General features: G+C 70.6%; 22 protein-coding genes and 1 tRNA gene. 11 read left to right on the forward strand and 12 right to left on the reverse strand.

What is annotated here, in order from left to right:
• Positions 1 to 8: 8 nt before the first annotated feature.
• Positions 9 to 191: a hypothetical protein gene (locus ASF22_RS13085; protein ID WP_244473096.1), complete on the forward strand. Its 183-nt coding sequence runs from the start codon at positions 9 to 11 to the stop codon at positions 189 to 191.
• A 21-nt stretch (positions 192 to 212) separates the two neighbouring features.
• Here ASF22_RS13085 and ASF22_RS13090 read toward each other — a convergent pair whose 3' ends face one another.
• Positions 213 to 482 carry a hypothetical protein gene (locus ASF22_RS13090; RefSeq protein WP_200927133.1) on the reverse strand — a complete coding sequence of 90 codons (270 nt, stop codon included), beginning with the start codon at positions 480 to 482 and terminating at the stop codon, positions 213 to 215.
• Between the two features lie 266 nt (positions 483 to 748).
• Between ASF22_RS13090 and pstS the strand changes: the two genes are divergently transcribed.
• The 6 genes from pstS to phoB all read left to right on the forward strand — a co-directional run bounded on the left by pstS (position 749) and on the right by phoB (position 6,329).
• Positions 749 to 1,789, forward strand: a complete 1,041-nt coding sequence (gene pstS / locus ASF22_RS13095) for a phosphate ABC transporter substrate-binding protein PstS (protein WP_056264982.1) — start codon at positions 749 to 751, stop codon at positions 1,787 to 1,789.
• Between the two features lie 148 nt (positions 1,790 to 1,937).
• A complete protein-coding gene (gene pstC / locus ASF22_RS13100) occupies positions 1,938 to 2,912 on the forward strand; it encodes a phosphate ABC transporter permease subunit PstC (protein ID WP_056165877.1) in 975 nt (324 codons plus the stop codon).
• 20 nt (positions 2,913 to 2,932) lie between these two features.
• Complete coding sequence (pstA, locus tag ASF22_RS13105) at positions 2,933 to 3,823, forward strand: phosphate ABC transporter permease PstA (RefSeq protein ID WP_056165880.1); 891 nt, start codon at positions 2,933 to 2,935, stop codon at positions 3,821 to 3,823.
• Between the two features lie 50 nt (positions 3,824 to 3,873).
• Positions 3,874 to 4,692 (forward strand): phosphate ABC transporter ATP-binding protein PstB, encoded by an 819-nt coding sequence (gene pstB / locus ASF22_RS13110; protein WP_056165883.1) that lies wholly within the window; start codon positions 3,874 to 3,876, stop codon positions 4,690 to 4,692.
• Between the two features lie 94 nt (positions 4,693 to 4,786).
• Positions 4,787 to 5,527, forward strand: a complete 741-nt coding sequence (phoU, locus tag ASF22_RS13115; RefSeq protein WP_056165889.1) for a phosphate signaling complex protein PhoU — start codon at positions 4,787 to 4,789, stop codon at positions 5,525 to 5,527.
• Positions 5,528 to 5,627: 100 nt separating this feature from the next.
• On the forward strand, positions 5,628 to 6,329 hold the full coding sequence (gene phoB / locus ASF22_RS13120) for a phosphate regulon transcriptional regulator PhoB (RefSeq protein WP_056165894.1): 702 nt from the start codon (positions 5,628 to 5,630) through the stop codon (positions 6,327 to 6,329).
• A 66-nt stretch (positions 6,330 to 6,395) separates the two neighbouring features.
• Here phoB and ASF22_RS13125 read toward each other — a convergent pair whose 3' ends face one another.
• On the reverse strand, positions 6,396 to 7,037 hold the full coding sequence (locus tag ASF22_RS13125; protein WP_056165897.1) for a GcrA family cell cycle regulator: 642 nt from the start codon (positions 7,035 to 7,037) through the stop codon (positions 6,396 to 6,398).
• Between the two features lie 400 nt (positions 7,038 to 7,437).
• On the opposite strand from ASF22_RS13125, the gene ASF22_RS13130 reads away from it, so the two are divergent.
• Positions 7,438 to 8,313 (forward strand): cell envelope integrity EipB family protein, encoded by an 876-nt coding sequence (locus ASF22_RS13130; protein WP_056264984.1) that lies wholly within the window; start codon positions 7,438 to 7,440, stop codon positions 8,311 to 8,313.
• 247 nt (positions 8,314 to 8,560) lie between these two features.
• Here ASF22_RS13130 and ASF22_RS13135 read toward each other — a convergent pair whose 3' ends face one another.
• Positions 8,561 to 8,893: a DUF3572 domain-containing protein gene (locus ASF22_RS13135; RefSeq protein ID WP_056264987.1), complete on the reverse strand. Its 333-nt coding sequence runs from the start codon at positions 8,891 to 8,893 to the stop codon at positions 8,561 to 8,563.
• Between the two features lie 75 nt (positions 8,894 to 8,968).
• On the opposite strand from ASF22_RS13135, the gene ASF22_RS13140 reads away from it, so the two are divergent.
• Together ASF22_RS13140 and ASF22_RS13145 are read left to right on the forward strand one after the other, a co-directional pair.
• Positions 8,969 to 9,349, forward strand: a complete 381-nt coding sequence (locus tag ASF22_RS13140; RefSeq protein ID WP_056165906.1) for a response regulator — start codon at positions 8,969 to 8,971, stop codon at positions 9,347 to 9,349.
• A gap of 56 nt (positions 9,350 to 9,405) precedes the next feature.
• Positions 9,406 to 10,779: a PleD family two-component system response regulator gene (locus ASF22_RS13145; RefSeq protein WP_056165909.1), complete on the forward strand. Its 1,374-nt coding sequence runs from the start codon at positions 9,406 to 9,408 to the stop codon at positions 10,777 to 10,779.
• A 3-nt stretch (positions 10,780 to 10,782) separates the two neighbouring features.
• Here ASF22_RS13145 and ASF22_RS13150 read toward each other — a convergent pair whose 3' ends face one another.
• The 4 genes from ASF22_RS13150 to ASF22_RS13165 form a co-directional block, all read right to left on the reverse strand.
• Entirely contained in the window at positions 10,783 to 12,000 is a 1,218-nt protein-coding gene (locus ASF22_RS13150) for an O-antigen ligase family protein (protein ID WP_056264989.1), read from the reverse strand.
• Between the two features lie 41 nt (positions 12,001 to 12,041).
• Positions 12,042 to 12,647: a DUF2059 domain-containing protein gene (locus ASF22_RS13155; protein ID WP_056264992.1), complete on the reverse strand. Its 606-nt coding sequence runs from the start codon at positions 12,645 to 12,647 to the stop codon at positions 12,042 to 12,044.
• Between the two features lie 56 nt (positions 12,648 to 12,703).
• A complete protein-coding gene (gene rpiA / locus ASF22_RS13160; RefSeq protein ID WP_056264995.1) occupies positions 12,704 to 13,414 on the reverse strand; it encodes a ribose-5-phosphate isomerase RpiA in 711 nt (236 codons plus the stop codon).
• A 142-nt stretch (positions 13,415 to 13,556) separates the two neighbouring features.
• A complete protein-coding gene (locus ASF22_RS13165) occupies positions 13,557 to 14,048 on the reverse strand; it encodes a hypothetical protein (protein ID WP_082478766.1) in 492 nt (163 codons plus the stop codon).
• 185 nt (positions 14,049 to 14,233) lie between these two features.
• Between ASF22_RS13165 and ASF22_RS13170 the strand changes: the two genes are divergently transcribed.
• A complete protein-coding gene (locus ASF22_RS13170; protein WP_056264998.1) occupies positions 14,234 to 14,941 on the forward strand; it encodes an HAD family hydrolase in 708 nt (235 codons plus the stop codon).
• Between the two features lie 145 nt (positions 14,942 to 15,086).
• Here ASF22_RS13170 and ASF22_RS13175 read toward each other — a convergent pair.
• From ASF22_RS13175 to ASF22_RS13195, 5 genes are all read right to left on the reverse strand, one after another.
• Positions 15,087 to 15,161: transfer RNA gene (locus ASF22_RS13175), tRNA-Val, on the reverse strand.
• A gap of 153 nt (positions 15,162 to 15,314) precedes the next feature.
• A complete protein-coding gene (locus tag ASF22_RS13180; RefSeq protein WP_082483694.1) occupies positions 15,315 to 17,039 on the reverse strand; it encodes an iron ABC transporter permease in 1,725 nt (574 codons plus the stop codon).
• Between the two features lie 25 nt (positions 17,040 to 17,064).
• A complete protein-coding gene (locus tag ASF22_RS13185; protein ID WP_056265001.1) occupies positions 17,065 to 18,087 on the reverse strand; it encodes an extracellular solute-binding protein in 1,023 nt (340 codons plus the stop codon).
• A gap of 150 nt (positions 18,088 to 18,237) precedes the next feature.
• On the reverse strand, positions 18,238 to 19,299 hold the full coding sequence (locus ASF22_RS13190) for an ABC transporter ATP-binding protein (RefSeq protein ID WP_056265004.1): 1,062 nt from the start codon (positions 19,297 to 19,299) through the stop codon (positions 18,238 to 18,240).
• Positions 19,296 to 20,009 (reverse strand): alpha/beta fold hydrolase, encoded by a 714-nt coding sequence (locus ASF22_RS13195; protein ID WP_056265007.1) that lies wholly within the window; start codon positions 20,007 to 20,009, stop codon positions 19,296 to 19,298. The genes ASF22_RS13190 and ASF22_RS13195 overlap by 4 nt, the downstream gene beginning before the upstream one ends.
• Positions 20,010 to 20,098: the final 89 nt, after the last annotated feature.

Genomic DNA, 20,098 nt, shown 5'->3' on the forward strand with positions numbered 1-20,098 from the left:
GAATGGGCATGGACCACGAACACGACGGGGACGCGCATCCCACGCTGACCGACGAGACGCGCTACCGCCTCGGCAACGCCCTGCGCTCCCTCTACGAGGAGACCTGCGACACGCTGCCGATCCCCGACAGCCAGATCGACCTCCTGCTGCGCCTGCGCCACAAGGAGCGCGACCGCCGCCGGATGGACTGAACGTCCCCTGACTGCGCGGGCCTACCAGCGCCGCGCGCCCGGCCGTCGCCGATATTCCGCCGCCCGGATCAGGGTGAGCACCCGATCGAGGTCGAGCAGGGCTTCGCGCTCCTCGGTGCCGGCCTGCGCGATCGCCTCCGCATTCGTACCGAATTGCTGCTGCTGCTGAACGAGGACGAGCCTGCGCTCCAGGGCCTCGCGCTGCACGTGGAGGTCGAGGAACGCGCCCTCGCCCGGATCGCCCACCGGATCGCCGCCCGACGGCGCCTCTTCGCGGTCCGCTTCGTTCATCGCCATCGTTTCCCCCGAGCCGCATCGTGCCACCACACGGCGCCAAGACACGGTGCTGAGCGCAGGTGTTGCCAACGCACGAAGTCCAAGGACCGTGCCATTCCGCCGCGCCGCCGCGGGGAATGGGCGGGCGCTGTCATCCGTATGTCACGTCGTGGTCATAGAGCCGCACCATCGGGCGGCTAACGGGTCGTGGCGGATCGAGGGCGCGCGGATCGCGCGGGCCCTTCGGTCCCCCCTCCCGCTCGACAGACACGGAGAGCCTCGTGAAACCCTTCGCCTACGCGCTTGCCCTCGGGCTCGCGACCGCCCAGCTCGCCACCTCCGCCCTGGCTGCCGACATCACGGGTGCTGGCGCAACCTTCCCGTTCCCGGTCTATTCCAAGTGGGCCGAGGCCTACCGCAAGGAAAGCGGCATGGGCCTGAACTACCAGTCCATCGGCTCGGGCGGCGGCATCAAGCAGATCCAGGCCAAGACCGTCGATTTCGGCGCCACCGACGCGCCCCTGAAGGGACCGGCCCTCGAGAAGGACGGCCTCGTCCAGTTCCCCACCGTGATGGGCGGCGTCGTCCCCGTGGTGAACATCCCGGGCGTCGAGCCGGGCAAGCTCAAGCTCACCGGCGAGATCGTCGCCGACATCTATGCCGGCAAGATCGCCAAGTGGTCGGATGCCCGCATCACCAAGCTCAACGAAGGCGTGAAGCTCCCCGACGCCAACATCACCCCGGTCTACCGCTCGGATGCGTCCGGCACGACCAACATCTTCACCACCTACCTCTCCCAGGTGTCCGAGCCCTGGAAGAAGGAGTTCGGTGCCGCCACCACGGTGAGCTGGCCCGTGGGCCAGGGCGGCAAGGGCAACGAGGGCGTCACCGCCACCGTCAAGCAGGTCCCCAACGCCATCGGCTACGTCGAGTCCGCCTACGCCAAGCAGAACAAGCTCAGCCACACCCTGCTCCAGAACAAGGCCGGCAAGTTCCCGCAGCCCGACGACAAGGCGTTCCAGGCCGCAGCCGCCAGCGCCGACTGGAAGTCCGCCCCCGGTTTCGGCATCTCGCTGACCGACCAGGCCGGCGAGGACGCCTGGCCGATCACCGCCGCGACCTTCATCCTCGTCTACCGCGAGCCGGCCGACGCGGCCAAGACCGCCGACGTGCTCAAGTTCTTCGACTGGGCCTACAAGAACGGCGACAAGCTCGCCGTCGACCTCGACTACGTGCCGCTGCCCGACAACGTCGTCGGCCTGATCCACGAGGCCTGGAAGACCATCAAGACCAAGGATGGCAAGCCCGTCTACAACAACTGAGCCCTCCTTCACGGAGGACAGGTGATCCATCGACGGGCCCGGTGCATGCGCCGGGCCCGTCCCATGGGCGAAAGTGGGCCCGGCGACGGTGGGCTCGCGTCGGGGCACGCCGCGCTGTAGACGCCGCAGAGAGAAGAGACGATTTCGGATGGGCGCCTTGACTGAACAGATCTCCCTGACGCGGACCGCCGCTCCGGCCCGGCGCAAGCCCGGCGGCCTCGGCGACACCCTGTTTCGGACCGCCTCCTACGCCTCGGCGATCCTCGTCCTCCTCGTTCTCTTCGGCATCCTCGCCTCCATCGCGTATGGCGGCTGGCCGGCCTTCGCCGAGTTCGGCCCCGGCTTCATCACCTCGAGCGCCTGGAACATCGGCCAGGAGCAATACGGTGCCTTCGTCGCCATCGTGGGCACCCTGGCCTCGGCGATCCTCGCTCTCCTCATCGGCGTGCCGCTGTCCCTCGGCATCGCCATCTACCTGACGCAGCTCTGCCCCGGCTGGGCGCGCAAGCCCGTGGCGATGACCATCGAGCTCCTCGCCTCGGTGCCGAGCATCATCTACGGCATGTGGGGCCTGTTCATCTTCGCGCCCCTGTTCGCCCGCTTCGTGCAGATGCCGGTGTCGAACCTAGTGGAGGGGATGCCCATCGTCGGCACCCTGTTCTACGCCCGCGTGCCCTCGGGCGTCGGCATCCTCACCGCCGGCATCATCCTCGCCATCATGATCGTGCCGTTCGTGGCCTCGATCACCCGCGACATGCTCGACCAGATCCCGACGGTGCTGCGCGAGAGCGCCTACGGCATCGGCTGCACCACCTGGGAGGTGGTGCGGCACGTCCTCGTGCCCCAGGCCTCGGTCTCGATCATCGGCGCGATCATGCTCGGCCTCGGCCGCGCCCTCGGCGAGACCATGGCGGTGACCTTCGTCATCGGCAACGCCAACCGCCTCTCGGCCTCGGTGTTCGATCCGGGCTCCACCATCGCGTCCCGCATCGCCAACGAGTTCAACGAGGCCGACGGCCTGCAGCTGAACTCCCTGATGGCGCTCGGCTGCATCCTGTTCGTCATCACCTTCCTCGTCCTGATCGTCGCCCGCCTGCTCGTCCGGCGCGTGAAGGTCGCTTGAGTCCGGCCGGAGACACCACCATGGACGCGCTCAACACCGTCACCGCCGCGCCGCCCCTCCAGGCGAGCCGGGTCCGCTCGGGACGCCGGGTCGCCGACAAGCTGCTCATCGGCGCCAGCACGGTCGCGACCCTCATCGGCATCCTCGTGCTCGGCTCGATCCTGGCCATGCTGATCATCGAGGGCGTGAAGGGGTTCTCGCCGCTCCTCTTCACCGAGCCGACGCCCGGGCCCGGCTCCGAGGGCGGCGGCATCGCCAACGCGATCCTCGGCAGCTTGGTGATGACCTTCCTGGGCATCCTGGTCGCGACGCCGGTGGGCGTCATGGCCGGCACCTTCCTCGCGGAGTACGGCCGCAACTCGAAGCTCGCCGACCTCATCCGCTTCCTCAACGACATCCTGCTCTCGGCACCCTCCATCCTCATCGGCCTGTTCGTCTACACCCTGATGGTGCGGCCCATGGGGAGCTACTCGGGCTGGGCCGGCGCCGTCGCGCTCGCCATCATCGCCACCCCGGTCATCGTCCGCACCACCGAGGACATGCTGCGCCTCGTGCCCTCGACCCTGCGCGAGGCCGGCGCGGCGCTCGGGGCCCCGCCCTCCAAAGTGATCACCGCCATCACGTGGCGCGGGGCCTCCGCCGGCATCGTCACCGGCATCATCCTGGCGCTCGCCCGCATCGCCGGCGAGACCGCGCCGCTCCTGTTTACGGCGCTGAACAACAACAGCTGGTTCTCACCCAACCTCATGGGCGGCGTGCCGAACCTGCCGGTGATGATCTACCAGTTCGCCCTCTCGCCCTACGGCAACTGGCAGCAGCTCGCCTGGGCCGGCGCCCTCCTGATCACCGTCACGATCCTCGCCCTCTCGATCGTGGCCCGCTTCGTCATCAAGAGCGAGCGCGCGCGCTGATCCGCGCCCCGTTCGCCCCGCCCCCGTTCGACCTGAAGGACCCGCAACCGATGAACGCCGCCAACGGGATTACCTCCGCGCAGCTCACCGGCCGCCACAAGGCGGACGAGAGTTCCCCCGTCCGCATCGCCGTGAAGGATCTGAACTTCTACTACGGCACCTTCCACGGCCTGAAATCCGTGAACCTCAACTTCCACGACCGGCAGGTCACCGCACTCATCGGTCCGTCGGGCTGCGGGAAATCGACCCTGCTGCGCACCTTCAACCGCATCTACAGCCTCTACCCCGACCAGCGCGCCGAAGGGGAGATCCTGCTCGACGGCCAGAACGTCCTCGACGCCAGGGTCGACCTGAACGAGCTGCGCTCGCGCATCGGCATGGTGTTCCAGAAGCCGACGCCGTTCCCGATGTCGATCTACGACAACGTCGCCTTCGGCCTGCGCCTCTACGAGAAGCTGCCGAAAGCCGATCTCGACGTGCGCGTGGAGGAGTCCCTGCGCAAGGCCGCCCTGTGGGACGAGGTGAAGGACAAGCTCAAGCAGTCCGGCATGGGCCTCTCGGGCGGCCAGCAGCAGCGCCTGTGCATTGCCCGCACGGTGGCGCAGCGCCCCGAGGTGATCCTGTTCGACGAGCCGACCTCGGCCCTCGACCCGATCTCGACGGGCCGCATCGAAGAGCTCATCGAGCAGCTGCGGTCCGAATTCACCATCGTCATCGTCACGCACAACATGCAGCAGGCGGCGCGCATCTCGCAGTTCACGGCGTTCATGTATCTCGGCGAACTCGTCGAGTTCGGTCCGACCACGCGGATCTTCATGAACCCCGAGAAGCGCCAGACCCAGGACTACATCACCGGCCGCTTCGGCTGATTTCTTGGGAGAGGGGGCGGCTCCTCCGCCGCAGCCCGCCCCACCCCGCCCTGTGGCAGGTTTCCCCGAACGAGACCTGACCGAGGAGTGCGACATGCCCGACCACATCGTCAGTTCCTACGACACCGACCTCGAAGACCTGCGCCGGTCCATCTCCGAGATGGGCGGCATCGCCGAGAAGATGATGACGGAGGCGAGCGACGCCCTCGTGCGCCGCGACGTGCCCCTGGCCCAGGCGGTCATCGCCGCCGATCACCGCCTCGACACCCTGCAGCGCGAGATCGAGGAGCGCTCGATCCTGCTCATCGCCCGGCGCCAGCCCATGGCCATCGACCTGCGCGAGACCGTGTCGGCGATCCGGGTCTCGAACGACCTCGAGCGCATCGGCGATCTCGCCAAGAACGTCGCCAAGCGCGTGGTGGCGATCGCGGACCAGATCCAGCCGCAGAAGATCGTCATCGGCGTCCAGCACATGAGCGACCTGGTGCAGGAGCAGCTCAAGGACGTCCTCGACGCCTATGCCAGCCGCGACACCAAGGCGGCCCTCGACGTGTGGGAGCGCGACGACGCCATCGACGCCCTGTACAACTCGCTGTTTCGCGAGCTCCTGACCTACATGATGGAGGATCCGCGCAACATCTCGTTCTGTACGCACCTGCTGTTCGTCGCCAAGAACATCGAGCGTATCGGCGACCACACCACCAACATCGCCGAGACGATTCACTACCTCGTCACCGGCGCCAACAGCCTGGCGGAGAGCGATCGTCCCAAGAACGACGCCTCGAACTACGCCACGGTGGACATGCCGCCCCTCGGCCTAACCACGGGGGCCTGAGGGGAGCCCTCGTCGAGGGCGCGAAAGACCAAGGGTTCGAGCCCTGCCCGCCCCGCCATGGGTCGGGCAGGGTTCCGGGCCGCATGAGCGGGCGGTTGTGATGAGTACGCGGATCCTCATCGTCGAGGACGAGGAGGCCCTGACCCTCCTGTTGCGCTATAATCTCGAGGCCGAAGGGTTCGAGGTCGATTCCGCCGCGCGCGGCGACGAGGCCGACCTGCGGATGCAGGAGCAGGTGCCCGACCTCGTGCTGCTCGACTGGATGCTGCCCGGCCTGTCGGGGATCGAGCTGTGCCGCCGGATCCGGGCGCGCCGGGAGACCGAGCGCCTGCCGGTGATCATGCTGACGGCCCGGGGCGAGGAGGGCGACCGCATCCGTGGCCTCGGCACCGGGGCCGACGACTATATCGTCAAGCCGTTCTCCGTGCCGGAACTGCTCGCCCGCGTGCGCGCGCTCCTGCGCCGGGCCAAGCCGGCCCACGTGGCCAACCTGCTGGTGGCCGGCGACATCGAGCTCGACCGTCTCAGCCACCGCATCCGCCGCGAGGGCCGCGAGATCCATCTCGGTCCGACGGAGTTCAAGCTCCTCGAATTCCTCATGCGCAGTCCCGGGCGCGTGTTCTCGCGCGAGCAGCTGCTCGACGGCGTCTGGGGGCACGACGTCTACATCGACGAGCGTACCGTGGACGTGCACGTCGGGCGTTTGCGCAAGGCCCTGAACCGGCCCCGGCAGAGCGACCCGATCCGCACGGTCCGGGGCTCGGGCTACTCGTTCGACGAGATGTTCGCCGGCACCGAGTGACGCGCCGGCCGCAAGCGCGGAGCATGACCCGCTCGGATTCCCGGCGGCACGACGATCGCGATCGCCTCAGCGAAATCCGCCGACCCTGCGGTCGCGCTTGCGCTCGGCCGCCGGCTGGTAGGCGATCTGGGCGTGGTGGGTGCAGTAGGGCAGGCCGGTGATGGCGCGGTCGCCGCAATAGTGGAAATCGGGCGACGTCGGGTCCCCGAGGGGCCAGCGACACATGGATTCGCGCAGATCCATGATCGTGACCCTGCGCGAGGCCGCCAAGCCCACGGCCTCGATCCGGGCCACGGGCACCGGCGCGGCGCGCGTATCCGCGGGAGCGGGCTGCATCGCGACGACGGATCCGGCCTCGACCGCCGCGGTTCCGGACGGTTCGCTGTCCCGGCCCACGGTCCCGAGCATGGGGGCATCGATGCCGAGCCCTTGGATTTCGGTGTCCCGATGCCCGGTCTCGTGGTCCGCGGATTCCGGTTGTCCGGGCTCCTGGCCCGCGCCCTCGCGGGCCGGCTTCTTGCGGGGGAGGGTGTCGGGCCCTTTCGCCACGCGGCCGGACAGGCCGAGACGATGGACCTTGCCGATGACGGCGTTGCGGGTCACGCCACCGAGTTGCGTGGCGACCTGGCTCGCGCTCAGGCCGTCCTGCCACAGGCGACGCAGGAGATCGACGCGCTCGTCCGACCAGCTCGGAACCGTTTCGGTCATCGCCCCCTCCGACATCGTGCACCGATCACCGCATGTATCACGGGCGCGAAGGACCGGCGGCGGAGCTCCGCAGCGTAAGGTCCCGGGACCGGACAGGTGACGTTCGCCTCGGGCTCTCTTCGGCGACGGTCGAACCGTACAGGAGCGCCCGAGTCCGAGGCAAGAGCGGCCTTGACCGCGTCCGGGCGGGCGACGGGGTTTTCACCGTCAAAGCCAAGTTTGCAAAGCCAAGTTTGCAAACCCAGGTTTGCAAGGACGAGTTCGCAAAGCCGTGCCCGGCTCTCTCCGCCGCGAGGGACTCGCATTGCCGGTGGGTGACGGGCGGCCTATCTGACGGGCAGTCCATGCGTGCCGAACGGTGCGCCGGTCCGACCCCGCCAACCCCCCGGCAGGAGACTTCATGCGTCTGTCCCGCGCCACGGCCTGCCTCATCCTGTCCGCCAGCGGGGCGTCGGCCGCCGAGCCCGTGCCCCTCGCCAGCCACCGCGCGGTCTACGACCTGTCGCTCGCCCAGAGCGGCGGCACCCGGGCGGTGGAGAGCGCGCGCGGGCGCATCGTCATCGATTTCTCGGGCGACGCCTGCAAGGGCTACACGATGCAGACCCGGCAGGTGACGGTGCTGGAAAGCGGCGAGACCGGCAGCCGCATCTCGGACCTGCGCAACACCACCTTCGAGAGCGCCGACGGGCGCAGCTACCGCTTCAAGGTCAGCACTTTGCTCAACGGCACGCCCGGCCAATCCGTGGACGGCACCGCCGAGACGGTGGCCGATGCCCTCAAGGTTCGCCTGAAGGAGCCCAAGCGCGACGGGTTCCAGGCGAGCGGAGAGGTGCTGTTCCCGACGGTCCACATGCGCCGCCTCATCGCGGCGGCGCGCGAGGGCCGGACGACCCTCTCGGTGAAGGTCTACGACGGCACCGACGACGGCCGGAAGGTCTACGACACCCTGGCGGTGATCGGACGCCCGGCCACGACCGCTTCCGTCAAGGAAGGGGCGCCTCAGGAGGGAGCCGTGGGCGAGGTCGCCGCGAAGCCGAAAGCCGACCGCGACAAGCCCCTGCGCGAGGGGGAGATGGCGGGCATGACCCACTGGCCGGTGACCCTGAGCTACTTCACCGCCGGCGAAGGCGAGCGCACGCCGATCTACGTGCTGACCTTCGACCTCTACGAGAACGGCGTCAGCGGCAACCTGCGCCTCGATTACGGGGAATTCGCCGTGGCGGGCAATCTCAGCCGCCTCGACAAGCTCCCGGCCGCCACCGACTGCAAGTCCTAGAGCACTCTCCGTCGAAGTGGATGCCGGTTCGGCGCAAAAGAGCGCGGCAAAGCGAAGGCCTCGCGATGTGGCCCGACCCAACGCGGTCGGGCGCAGCGCGAGGGCATCGGCTCCCGGAGCGGCGTCGATCCGCCGGCAGGGCGGATGATGCGGCGGCGCCCCTCTCACCGCCACGGGAGTGGCCCGTCCACCGCTCCGATCGATCGGTCGAGCGGACCTGCCTCGAATGGGCGGACGCGCGGCGCCGTCAGACGTCGTCGCCCCGCGTCCCCTGATCCGAAAATCCGTCGTCGAACTCCATGGGCGAGAGTCGGCGCCAGGCCGCCGCGATCCGCTCGGGCGGCACCGCCAGGGCCTCCGCCGCGGCCATCAGGGTGGCTTCGTCGCCCATGACGTGGTCGAGGAGCCCGGCCAGGAACCCGACATCCTGCGCGCTCGCCCGCAGGGTGTCGGGGGTCACCCCGGTGGCGTTGAGGAAGGGGTAGAGCCGCTCGTCGTCCGTGGCCATCCAGGCGAGGATCGCCAGGGCGAGGCGCTCGGCCGAATCACGGTCATTGGCGGATTTGCGTTTCGTCAACATGTATCCGTTACATCTCATTGCGCGGGCCATGCCTCGAAGAACAATGAGCCGCTCGAACGCCGGGAACAATGGGCCATGACAAAGACGGTGCTCATCGTCGAGGACAACGAGCTGAACATGAAGCTCTTCAACGACCTGTTGGAAGGGCACGGCTACGCAACGCTCAAGACCGCCAACGGGATCGAGGCCATCGAACTCGCCCGCGCCCACCGGCCCGATCTCATCCTGATGGACATCCAGCTTCCCGAGGTCTCCGGCCTCGAAGTCACGAAGTGGCTGAAGGAGGACGACGACCTCAAGTCGATCCCGGTCATAGCCATCACGGCCTTCGCCATGAAGGGCGACGAGGAGCGCATCCGCGAGGGGGGCTGCGAGGCCTACCTGTCGAAGCCGATCTCGGTCGCCAAATTCCTCGCCACCGTCCGTCAATATCTCGGTGACGGCAAGTCGTCGTGACCCGGCATATCCGTTTGATCGGGCGTGTCCCCTTCGATCCGAACGCGTGAGGACAGATGTCGGCCCGGATCCTGATCGTCGATGATCTCTTCCCCAACGTGAAGCTCCTGGAGACCAAGCTCTCCCTGGAGTATTTCGACGTGCTGGCGGCCATGAACGGCCCGGATGCCTTGGCGATCTGCGCCAAGGGTCTGTGCGACCTCGTCCTCCTCGACGTGATGATGCCCGGCATGGACGGGTTCGAGGTGTGTCGCCGGCTCAAGAACGACCCCAACACCGCCCATCTGCCCGTGGTGATGGTCACCGCCCTCGACCAGCCCTCCGACCGCCTGCGCGGCCTCGATGCCGGCGCCGACGACTTCCTGACCAAGCCCATCGACGACATCGCCCTGTTCGCCCGCGTGCGCAGCCTCGTGCGGCTGAAGGCGGTGACGGACGAGCTGCGCAGCCGCGCCCTGGCCTCCCGGGATTTCGGCATGGGCGACCCCCTGGCGCTCGCCACCGCCGAGACCGGGCAGAACGCCACGATACTGCTGGTGGAGGACCGCGCGAGTTCCGCCGACCGCCTCGCGACGGCGCTCGGCCAGCACCACAGCGTCACCGTCGAGGCCGATCCGCACAAGGCCCTGGTGCTGGCCACCGAGGGCGGTTTCGACCTCGCCCTCGTCAGCCTCGATCTCGCCGATTTCGACGGCCTGCGCCTGTGCAGCCAGCTACGGTCCCTCGACCGGACCCGGGCCATGCCGGTGGTGATGATCGCCGAGCCGCACGACAAGGCGCGCGTGGTGCGGGGCCTCGATTTCGGCGTGCACGACTACCTCATGCGCCCCGTCGACCGGAACGAGCTCGTGGCCCGCGTCCGCACGCAGGTGCGCCGCCGCCGCTTCTCCGACACCCTGCGGGGCGCCGTCCAGGCCTCCATGGAACTGGCGATCATGGACGGGCTCACGGGCCTGCACAACCGGCGCTACCTCGACAGTCATCTCGGTGCCCTGTTCGCCGAGGCAGCGCTGCGCGGCCGCCCGGTGGCGACGCTTATGCTCGACATCGACCGGTTCAAGACCATCAACGACACCTGGGGCCACGAGGCCGGCGACGAGGTGCTGCGCGCCTTCGCCGATCGCATCCGCACGCACACGCGGGGCATCGACATCGTCTCCCGCTACGGCGGCGAGGAGGTGGTGATCATCCTGCCCGACGCCGAGGCACCCGAGGCTCACGCCATCGCTGAGCGCATCCGCGAGCGGATCGAGGCCGTGCCGTTCTCGATCCAGCGCGACACCCGGGCCATCGGCGTCACCGTGTCCATCGGCGTGTCCTGGCGCCGGCCCGAGGACGTGGGACCGGCCGACATGCTCAAGCGCGCGGACCTCGCCCTCTACCGGGCCAAGAATGCCGGCCGCAACCGCGTCGAGGCGGCGGCGGCCTGAGCCTCAGCCCGTCTCGGCCCCGCCTTCCTGCAGCCACCCCTCGCGCAACCAGGTCACGGCGCCCCCGAGACCGGCCACCCACCAGGCCTGCCACGCGCCGTGCTCGACGAAGGCGACCGCCGCCGCCGCGCCGAGGAGGCCGAGCGCCGTCACCGCCTGGAAGCGGGGCATCGCCGCGATGGCGCGGAGCGTCAGGAACAGGAGGGCCGCCATCAGTCCGGCTCCGATGACCCCGAGTTCGGCCCAGACCTGCAGGAAACTGTTGTGCGGATGGCCCACCGCCAGCATCCGGTGCCATTCCGGCGCGATGCCGTCGGCCGCGGGCGTCCAGGCGAAGCGCCCGGCCGTGCCGTAGCCGGCCCCGCGCCACGGATCGGCGGCCACCGCCGCGCCGAAGCTCCGCGCGATGGCGACGCGCGCCCGCGAACTGCTCTGGACGAGGCGCTCATGGGCCGCCTCCGGCATCAGGCGATGGAGGAGATCGCCCTCCACGGGGCTGAGCGCCACCGCCAGCGCCAAGGCGGCCCCGGCGAGGCCGAGGCCGGCACGCCGGGGCAGGCCCCACGCCGCCAGGGCCATGCCGGTGCCGGCGAGGAGCCCGAGGGCGGCGGCGCCGCTCACGGAGCGCAGGATCGCGACGGCGGACACGACCCCGATGAGACCGGCCGCCAGCCGGTGCCCCCTGCGCAGGAGCAGGGCGACGAAGGGGCCGGCGACCAGCAGGATCGTCAGGGCCGGTCGGTTGTAGATGAAGTAGGCCACCCGCGTGCCCAGCGCCTTGCGCAGAGCGAGGTCGGTCGCGAGGTCCGCCACGAGAACGAGCCCGGCGAGGCCCAGCATCCAGGCGGCGGCCATGGCCGTCCCGGGCGGCATCCTGCCCGGTGCGAGGCGGGCCAGCAGGTAGGCGGCCAGGAGGGTGGGCCCGAACTCGCCGGTCGTGCGCCAGGACAGGGCGGGAAACGGGCTCCAGGCGATGGAGACGAGGCACCAGCCGAGGAAGGCGAGGGCTGTGAACCCCGCTCCCGTGCGCAAGGGGGCCGCGAGGGTGGTCCAGGCGGCGCGCCGATCCTCGATCAGGGTGGCGGCGAGAAAGAGGAGCGCGGCAAGCCCGATCACCGCCGGGCTCGAGCGGTTGGCCGCCACCATCGCCAGGGGGAGGGCGGCCAGGGCGAGGGCTCCGGTGCCGCGCAGGCGTTCGCCGAGGGACATGCGCGGGGACATGCGCGGGAAGAAGCCTGATCGCACCGCGGCGCCGAGGCGCCTTACTGAAGCTGGTGGCCGCGCTTCACCATCTCGGCCCGCACGCGCACCATGACGTATTCGGAGACCTCCTGGGTCCAGCCCTGCATGGCCTGGACGATGCCGTCGAGAACCTGGGGCTGGGTCTCGACGTAGCGCTTGCCGGCGGGCGACCGGAAGAAGGTGGCGATGTCGGAGAGTTCGGCCTCGGTGAGGCGGGTGGCGTAGATGCGCGCCGCCGTGTCGATCATCGCCTGCTTCTGCAACTCCATCTCGGGCTGGAGACCGACCAGCACCTCGTCGAGGTCCTTGCCGAGTTCGGGCCGCGTCACGGCGTTCTGCCGGATCTGCTCGCTGAAGGCCGGGATGATGGAATCGAACGAACGGGCGATGCCCGAACTCAGCATCACCTCGCGGGCCAGCGCCATGTGCGACGGGGCGAAGGCCGGGGCCTGGTTGTTCGCCGCCGGGGTCGCGGGCGCCGGGGGCGCGGGCTTGGCCGGCGTGGCCTTCTGCGGGGCGGCCGGCTTCTGCGGCGCCTGGGCGTGGACCGCCGGGGCGATCAGGAGCGCGGCGCCCGCCAGTGCGGCGCGCAGGGCGTGGGAGCTGGAGGCCAGGGGGCGAAACATGGAGGAGGCTCCGGGAAGTCTTCGACGATGCGGGTCGGGCGAGAAATCTGGGTCGGTCAGACGGTGCCGAGGCAGGTCACGTGCGCCGTGCCGTCCCGCGCCTCGGCCAGGATCGCCCCCGTGGCGAGGCCGAGGAACAGGCCGTGCTCGACCACGCCGGGCACCGCCCACAGGGCGGCCGAGAGGGCCTCGGGATCGGGGATGCGCTCGAGATGCGCGTCGAGGATGTGATGGCCGCCATCGGTGCGGAGCGGTGCCCCGTCCGCGCCCGTGCGCAGGACGATCGCGCCCGCGCAACCGGCGGCCGCGACGGCCGCCTCCACCGCGCGCCGCGTGGCGCCGAGGCCGAACGGGTTGACCTCGATGGGCAGCGGGAAGGCGCCGAGCGTCGCGACGCGCTTGGCCGCGTCGGCGATCACCACCATGCGCCGGCTCGCGAAGGCGACGATCTTCTCGCGCAGGAGGGCGGCGCCGCCGCCCTTGATCAGGCGCATGTGCCCGTCGATCTCGTCGGCCCCGTCGATGGTGAGATCGAGCTCCGGCAGCTCCTCGAGGGTGGCGAGCCGGATGCCGGCGGCCTCCGCCGCGACCCGCGTCGCCTCGGAGGTCGGCACGCCGACGACGTCGAGGCCGGCGCGGACGCGGACGCCGAGCAGCTCGATGAATGCGTTGGCGGTGCTGCCGGTGCCGATCCCCAAGCGCATCCCGTCCGTCACGAGGGCGACGGCCCGCTCGGCGGCGGCGCGCCGCAGGTCGGGCCCGCTCATGCCGAACGTCCGGGGGCCGGTCGTTCGGCGGCGACGGGACGGCTCGGGACGGCAGGGCGCATGGAACGGGCTCGGGGCTTCGGGCGTCGGCAGGCCCTAGCACGGCTGACCGCGCCGTCAAACGCGACGCGGACGAGCGCGATCAAGGGCGCGCGGAACCACCTTGGGGGGGCGTCACGCTCGGGCTCGCCCGGCCGGGGACGGGGCTCGCCGCTTCCTCCGGTCCGGTGGGATTGGCTTGCGCCGTGCAGACCACGGCCTCCTTTTGGAGCTGGACGTAGCAGATGCTCATCTCGCCCGTGCGATAATTGACCCGGAACACCCCCGCCTCGCGGGTGTGGCGAGAGGCGACGAGGCCGTATTCGGAAGGCGCCTGGGCGCTCGCACCCTCGCCGGCGCCGTAGCACACGGTGAGGCCGACGCTGCCGACCGCGCCCTCGCGCAGGCCGTACTGGCACGAGGTGACTTCGCCCGTGACCTTGTCGACCCGGTAGACCCGGTTGAGGTCGATCTGCGGCGCGGGCACGAACTCGTAGGAGCTCGCCCAGGCCGTCGTCGTCAGGAGGGCCAGCAGCCCCACCGCGCGGAAAAGGTGTGAGGCCTGTTGGGTCAGACGCATGTGGGTCAGACGCATGGGTGTCCCGATGTCTCGGTTTTGAGGATCGCGCGAGCGATAGCGCCGCCTTGCGGCGCAACCGTGGCCCCGCGCCAGCGTCTTACCCAAACCGCACCTCCGCGCGGGCGTCTTGCCCCTGCCGCGCGGCCCCGATAGCGCTTGGCCCCGATCTCCAACGCCGAGCCCTCGCAGAAAGCCAGCCCATGTCCGCGCCGAGCCGATCCCCGTCCAGCCTGCCGCCCATCGCGGTGTTCGACCTCGACGGCACCCTGGCCGAAACGGCGGGCGACCTCGTCGGAACCCTCAACGCCATCCTGGCGCAGGAAGGCCTGAAGACCCTCGACCTCGCGCAGGCCCGCGACATGATCGGCGCCGGCGCCAAGGCGTTGATCCGGCGCGGGTTCGAGGCGGCCGGCGCGGACCTCGACGACGACCGCCTGGAAGCCCTGTTCGTGGCGTTCCTCGATCATTACGGCCGCCACCTGTGCGACCATTCCCACCTGTTCCCGGGCGTGACGGAGGCCCTCGACACCCTCGCGGCCCGGGGCTTCACCCTCGCCGTGTGCACCAACAAGGTCGAAGCCCACGCCCTCACGCTCCTCGAACTCCTTGGGGTGTCGGGGCGCTTCTCCGCCATCTGCGGCCGGGACACGTTCGCGCATTTCAAGCCGGACCCGCGCCACATCACCCTCACCATCGAACGCGCGGGCGGGGACCCCGCTCGCGCGGTGATGGTGGGGGATTCGCGCGCGGACATCGACGCGGCCAAGGCCGCCGGCATCCCGGTGATCGCGGTGCCGTTCGGCTATACCGATCTGCCCGTCGAGGCCTTCGGCCCCGACCGGGTGATCGCGCATTTCGATGAGCTGGTGGCGGCCGTGGAAGCGCTCGTGCCGGTGGCGCGGGGATGATCCCAGCCCGAATGGCCCCAGCCAAACGTGTTCATCCCGAGGGGCCGCCTCGGGATGAGGACCCGAGATGCGTCCGGCCCGGACAGCCGATCACGCACGGCATGGCGGCGAAATCTGGTGGATGGTGTGTGTTCGATGGAGGAAATGGTGGGCGGTACAGGGATCGAACCTGTGACCTTCCCCGTGTGAAGGGGACGCTCTACCGCTGAGCCAACCGCCCGCTGCCATTCTTGCCAGTTCGCGTGGTCGGCTCTCGCGAGCAGGCCAAGGGTCGAAGCGAACGGCGTTCCGTGGGCGATGCCGCCGGAACCGAGGGCGTTCTAGGGCGCGGCCCCCCGGCCCGTCAAGGCGGGAATTTCGCCGGGTGAGGTTTTCACGGACGGGCCGCCACGGCGGCCTCGCGCCGGGTGCCGAGGCGCATCAGGACGATGACGGGCACGAGGCCGACGAGGACGATGAGGAGGGCCGCGACCGTGCCGTCCTCGTAGGTGCCGCGCGCGGCCTCGCCGTAGAGGTGGGTCGCCAGGGTCTCCACGTTGAGGGGGCGCAGGAGAAGGGTCGCGGGCAGTTCCTTCACGCAATCGACGAAGACGAGGAGTGCCCCGCTGAGCACCGCCGGCCAGGCCAGGGGCCACTGCACCCGCGCGAGGGTCGCGGCGGGTCCGCGTCCGAGCATCCGCCCGGCGTCGGGCAGGCTGCGCGGGATGCGGCCGAGCCCGGCCTCGCAGGTGCCGACGCTGACGGCAAGGAAGCGGATGAGGTAGGCGATCACCAGGGCGCCGCCGGTGCCGAGGCCGATGAGGGCGGGGGCGGCGCCGAACAGGCGCGTCAGCCCCTCCGACAGGATCGTGTCGGCCAGGGCTAGGGGGCCGAGCAGCCCGATGGCCAGGATGGCGCCCGGCAGGGCGTAGCCGAGGCCCGTCAGCCGGACCATGCCGCGCCCGAGGCGGCCGGGCAGCAGGCGGGGGGCGGCCGCGACGAGGAATCCGATGCCGGCGGCGAGGCCCGTGGCGAGGCTCGCGTACAGCACGGTGTTGCCGATCTCCGGCAGGATGGTCGCGGGCCAGCCGGTGCGGGCGACCCGCGCCACGGCCGCGTGGACGAGATAGCTCGCCGGAATCAGGAAGCCGAGGGTGACCGGCACGAGGCCGAGCGCGAGGGCCGCCCAGCCGCGCCAGCCGTGGAGGGGCCGGCGAGCGAGGTCGCGCGGGCGCTGGGCGGTGCCGGCGAACCCCCGTCCCCGCCGGGCCCAGCGCTCGATCGCCACGAGGCCCAGGACGGCGACCAGCATCACCAGGGCGATCTGGGCGGCGCCGGGCAGATCGGAGCGGTTCACCCAGGTGGCGTAGACCTGCACCGTCAGGGTGCGGACGCCGAGGAACTCGGCCGCACCGATGTCGTTCAGCGCCTCCATGAGGGCGAGGCTGGCGCCGAGTGCGATGGCCGGGCGCGCCAGCGGCAGGGCGACGCGCAGGAACACTGAGGCGGGGGGGCGCCCGAGCATCCGCCCGGCCTCGATGAGGTTGGCCGCCTGCATGAGGAACAGGGCGCGGGTCGGCAGATAGACGTAGGGGTAGAGCACGAAGCCGAGGAGCAGGATGCAGCCCGGCAGGGAGCGCAGTTCCGGCAGGACGAAGTCGCGGGGCCGGGCGTAGCCGAGCCATTCCCGCAGGACGGTCTGCACCGGGCCGATCGGGTGCATGAGGTCGAGATAGGCGTAGGCGACGATGTAGGTCGGCACCGCCATGGGCAGGAGCAGGCCGGCTTCGAGCCAGCGCCGGCCGGGGAAGGCGTAGGCCGAGACGAGCCAGGCCGCGCCGGTGCCGAGCACCACCACGAGGACGCCGACGCCGGCGAGCAGCAGGCCGGTATCGACCAGGGCCCGGGGCAGCACGTGGGCGAGGAGGTGCGGCCACAGGGTGCCGTCGCCCCGGGCCGCCGCGAGGACGAGGGACGCGATGGGGCTGAGGACCAGGGCGGCCAGCGCCAGGGCGGCCGCGGCCCAGCCGAGGGTCCGGGGCCACGCCCGCGCCACCCGTCCGGTGGGGCTTGGCACCGCCAATGCCCCGACGTCGATCGCCGGCGCGGCCCCTTTCATGGCTGCTGGACCAAGGATTGCCCGATCAGTTGTCGAAGCCGACCTTGTCGAGGAGCAGGCTCGCCGCCTTGCGGTTGCGGGCGATCTCGGCGAGCGGCGTCGTGTCGATGGTCAGGGGTCCCAAAGCCGCGAGCAGAGGGTCGACGGGGGCGCCGGCCTTGACCGGGTACTCGTAGTTGCCCTGCGCGTAGAGCCCCTGCGCCTCGTCGGAGACGAGGTATTCGAGGAGCTTGACCGCCTCGTCGCGGTTCGGCGCGGACTTCGCCACCACGGCGCCCGATACGTTGACGTGGGTGCCGCCGCCGAGGAACGTCGGCATCAGCACGGCGATGCCGTCGCCCCAGGCCTTCTGCTCCGGGCCGCCTTTGCCCGAGCGCATCAGGCCGACGTAATAGGAGTTGGCGAGCCCGATCTTGCAGGTGTCGGCGAGGATGTCGCGGGCCACGTCGCGGTCGCCGCCGGCGGGCTTGCGGGCGAGGTTGGCCTTCACGCCCTTGAGCCAGGTCTCCGTCGCTTCGGCCCCGTGCCGGACGAGATAATGGGCGACGAGGGCCGTGTTGTAGGGGTGCTGGCCGGAGCGCAGGCACAGGCCGCCTTTCCAGCTCGGATCGGCGAGGGACTCGTAGGTGAGGCCCTTGGTGTCCTTCAGATCCTTGGCCGCATAGGCCACGCGCGCGCGCATGGAGAGGGCGAACCAGCGCCCGTCCGCATCCCGCAGGGCCGGCGGGATCGCCGCCTCCAGGGCGGGCGAGCGCACGGGCTGCGCGAGGTCGCGGTCCACGAGTTCGATGAGGTTGCCGATGTCGACGGTCATCAGCACGTCGGCCTTACCGCGCGCGCCTTCGGCCGCCACGCGCTCGGCCAGGCCCTTCTCCACGAACACCGTGTTGACGGTGGTTCCCGTGCGGGCCGTGTAGGCGTCCAGCAACGGCTTGATCAGGCCGGGTTCGCGGGTGGTGTAGAGGTTGACCTCCGCCGCCCGCGCCGACCCGAGGGCCGCCCACGCGACGAGACCCGCCACAGCGAACCGCTTGACCGCACCGACCATGATCCCGTCCCTCTCCAGACTATTGCGGGACGAGGTTCAGACGGATCGCGACTCAAAAGGCAAGCACGATGTCTTTGATTTAAAACAGTTAAAAACTAGAGTTCTCCGGTCTCTGCAGGCGCTGTGCTGGAAAAACCCAAGCTCAGGGTTTTAATCCGGGCTCCCTGCAAAAAGAAAAGCCTGTCCCTCGTCGCAGGCCAGCCCCACGGCCTCGCCCGGCCGGCGCCCGTCGGTGCCGGATACCGGAAGGGCCAGCGGATCGGCAAAGCCCTCGGCCTCGACCGTGAGCCAGGCGGCGGCACCGAGGAAGCGCCGGGCCGCGATCCGGCCGGGCACGCCGGCTCCCGCCCGCCCGAGATGGATCGCCTCCGGGCGCCAGCAGGCGACGACGGGGCTGCCCTCGCACAGGTCCGGCGCCGGGCAGCGGCCGAAGGGCGTGGCCACGGAGCCGTCGCGGCAGGTGCCCGGAACCTCGACGAGGTCCCCGAAGAAGCGCGCGGCGAAGCGCGATGCGGGTCGGCGATAGAGGTCGTCCCCCGTGCCCACCTGGACGATGCGCCCGCCCCGCATCAGGGCGATGCGATCGGCGAACCCCAGGGCTTCTTCCGGATCGTGGGTCACCAGGATCGCCGTGGTGCCGGTCTCGCGCAGGAGGGCGAGGGTATCGGCGCGGACCCGGTCCCGGGTGCGCCGGTCGAGGTTCGAGAACGGTTCGTCGAGGAGCAGGATGCGCGGCCCGGGGGCCAGGGCGCGGGCCAGCGCCACCCGCTGGCTCTCGCCGCCCGACAGGGTGCCGGGATAGCTCGCCGCGCGGTGGGCGAGGCCAACCTGCTCCAGGCGCGCCGTCGCGATGACGCGGGCCGCCTTGCCGGGCTGGGCGTGGAGGCCGAACCGCACGTTCTCGGCGGCCGTCAGGTGCGGGAACAGGGCGTAGTCCTGGAACATCAACCCGACGCCGCGGGCCTCGGCCGGCACGTCTCCCACATCGGTGCCGTCGAGGCGGATCGTGCCCCGCTCGGGCTGCTCCAGCCCGGCGATGGCGCGAAGCAGCGTGCTCTTGCCGCAGCCGGAATCGCCCAGCAGGGCGACGATCTCGCCGGGCCGCACGGCGAGATCGATGCCGTCGAGGGCGCGCACGGCCCCGAAGCGCAGGCCGACATCCCGGAGTTCGAGGCGGGGTGGGATGCCGCGGCCTGGGTCGGACTGGGTCATGGGCATCCTTCGGGCGTCCTCGCGTCGGGGACGAGAAATCGCCCGTTCCGGACGAAGTGCAAGGCCTGCCCGATGACGCGGCCGTTCCACATCATCAGGCCATGGGTCGTGTGGAGGGTCACGTGGGCGCTCATTCCGGCCACGCGGGTGCGGTGGATGCTCACCCGCCCGTCATTGGGGCGGGGCAGCATCAGCCAGGACTCGACGGGGTAGAGCGTGCGGTCCCCCGCGATGACGCCCAGGGGATAGTCGACGGTCCCGAGGAGCGCCGTCAGGGACGCGTCCCGCCGCGTCGTCAATTCTGCGCCGGCCGGGCCGAAGAAACGCCGGTAGGCGGCCATGCCGTGGAGGCGGTCGGCGACCTCGCTCCCGCCGTTGGGCGGCGCCAGCATCACCACGCGTCCGAGATTGTCCGGACGATGGCGGGTCAGGAGCGCGCGGGCGACGAGGCCGCCCATGGAATGGGTGACGACGTGCAGGCGGGCGACCCGCGCGGCGAAGGCCGCAACGGTCGGGGCGACGCGCGCCGCGAGGTCCGCGAGGGCGGCCGTGCGGGCCGGATAGTCGAGGTTGAGCGTCACATAGCCCTGTGCCTGGAAGGCGCGCTCCATCCGGGCCAGGGACGCGGCCCGGCGTCCGATGCCGTGCAGGAGCAGGACGCCTTCCGGCGCGGCGGTCTCCGGGATCGTCCCTGGCTCTGGATGGCGCATCGGGGTCTCACGGCACGGCGTCGGGCGGCGGATTCGTCGGGTGGTCGGACGATGGAATGGTCGAGGCATGCCCGTCGCGCAATTGCCGG

The organism is Methylobacterium sp. Leaf87 (assembly GCF_001422775.1).
GTDB lineage: Bacteria > Pseudomonadota > Alphaproteobacteria > Rhizobiales > Beijerinckiaceae > Methylobacterium.

Coding starts and splice junctions, on each gene's coding strand:
- ASF22_RS13185 (WP_056265001.1), bottom strand. CDS start 18,087: ATGGTCGGTGCGGTCAAGCGGTTCGCTGTGGCGGGTCTCGTCGCGTGG.
- ASF22_RS13150 (WP_056264989.1), bottom strand. CDS start 12,000: ATGTCCCCGCGCATGTCCCTCGGCGAACGCCTGCGCGGCACCGGAGCC.
- ASF22_RS13140 (WP_056165906.1), top strand. CDS start 8,969: ATGACAAAGACGGTGCTCATCGTCGAGGACAACGAGCTGAACATGAAG.
- ASF22_RS13125 (WP_056165897.1), bottom strand. CDS start 7,037: ATGACCGAAACGGTTCCGAGCTGGTCGGACGAGCGCGTCGATCTCCTG.
- ASF22_RS13165 (WP_082478766.1), bottom strand. CDS start 14,048: ATGCGTCTGACCCACATGCGTCTGACCCAACAGGCCTCACACCTTTTC.
- ASF22_RS13180 (WP_082483694.1), bottom strand. CDS start 17,039: ATGAAAGGGGCCGCGCCGGCGATCGACGTCGGGGCATTGGCGGTGCCA.
- ASF22_RS13135 (WP_056264987.1), bottom strand. CDS start 8,893: ATGTTGACGAAACGCAAATCCGCCAATGACCGTGATTCGGCCGAGCGC.
- ASF22_RS13130 (WP_056264984.1), top strand. CDS start 7,438: ATGCGTCTGTCCCGCGCCACGGCCTGCCTCATCCTGTCCGCCAGCGGG.
- phoB (WP_056165894.1), top strand. CDS start 5,628: ATGAGTACGCGGATCCTCATCGTCGAGGACGAGGAGGCCCTGACCCTC.
- ASF22_RS13190 (WP_056265004.1), bottom strand. CDS start 19,299: ATGACCCAGTCCGACCCAGGCCGCGGCATCCCACCCCGCCTCGAACTC.
- pstA (WP_056165880.1), top strand. CDS start 2,933: ATGGACGCGCTCAACACCGTCACCGCCGCGCCGCCCCTCCAGGCGAGC.
- ASF22_RS13170 (WP_056264998.1), top strand. CDS start 14,234: ATGTCCGCGCCGAGCCGATCCCCGTCCAGCCTGCCGCCCATCGCGGTG.
- ASF22_RS13155 (WP_056264992.1), bottom strand. CDS start 12,647: ATGTTTCGCCCCCTGGCCTCCAGCTCCCACGCCCTGCGCGCCGCACTG.
- ASF22_RS13145 (WP_056165909.1), top strand. CDS start 9,406: ATGTCGGCCCGGATCCTGATCGTCGATGATCTCTTCCCCAACGTGAAG.
- ASF22_RS13085 (WP_244473096.1), top strand. CDS start 9: ATGGACCACGAACACGACGGGGACGCGCATCCCACGCTGACCGACGAG.
- phoU (WP_056165889.1), top strand. CDS start 4,787: ATGCCCGACCACATCGTCAGTTCCTACGACACCGACCTCGAAGACCTG.
- pstC (WP_056165877.1), top strand. CDS start 1,938: ATGGGCGCCTTGACTGAACAGATCTCCCTGACGCGGACCGCCGCTCCG.
- pstB (WP_056165883.1), top strand. CDS start 3,874: ATGAACGCCGCCAACGGGATTACCTCCGCGCAGCTCACCGGCCGCCAC.
- ASF22_RS13195 (WP_056265007.1), bottom strand. CDS start 20,009: ATGCGCCATCCAGAGCCAGGGACGATCCCGGAGACCGCCGCGCCGGAA.
- rpiA (WP_056264995.1), bottom strand. CDS start 13,414: ATGAGCGGGCCCGACCTGCGGCGCGCCGCCGCCGAGCGGGCCGTCGCC.
- ASF22_RS13090 (WP_200927133.1), bottom strand. CDS start 482: ATGAACGAAGCGGACCGCGAAGAGGCGCCGTCGGGCGGCGATCCGGTG.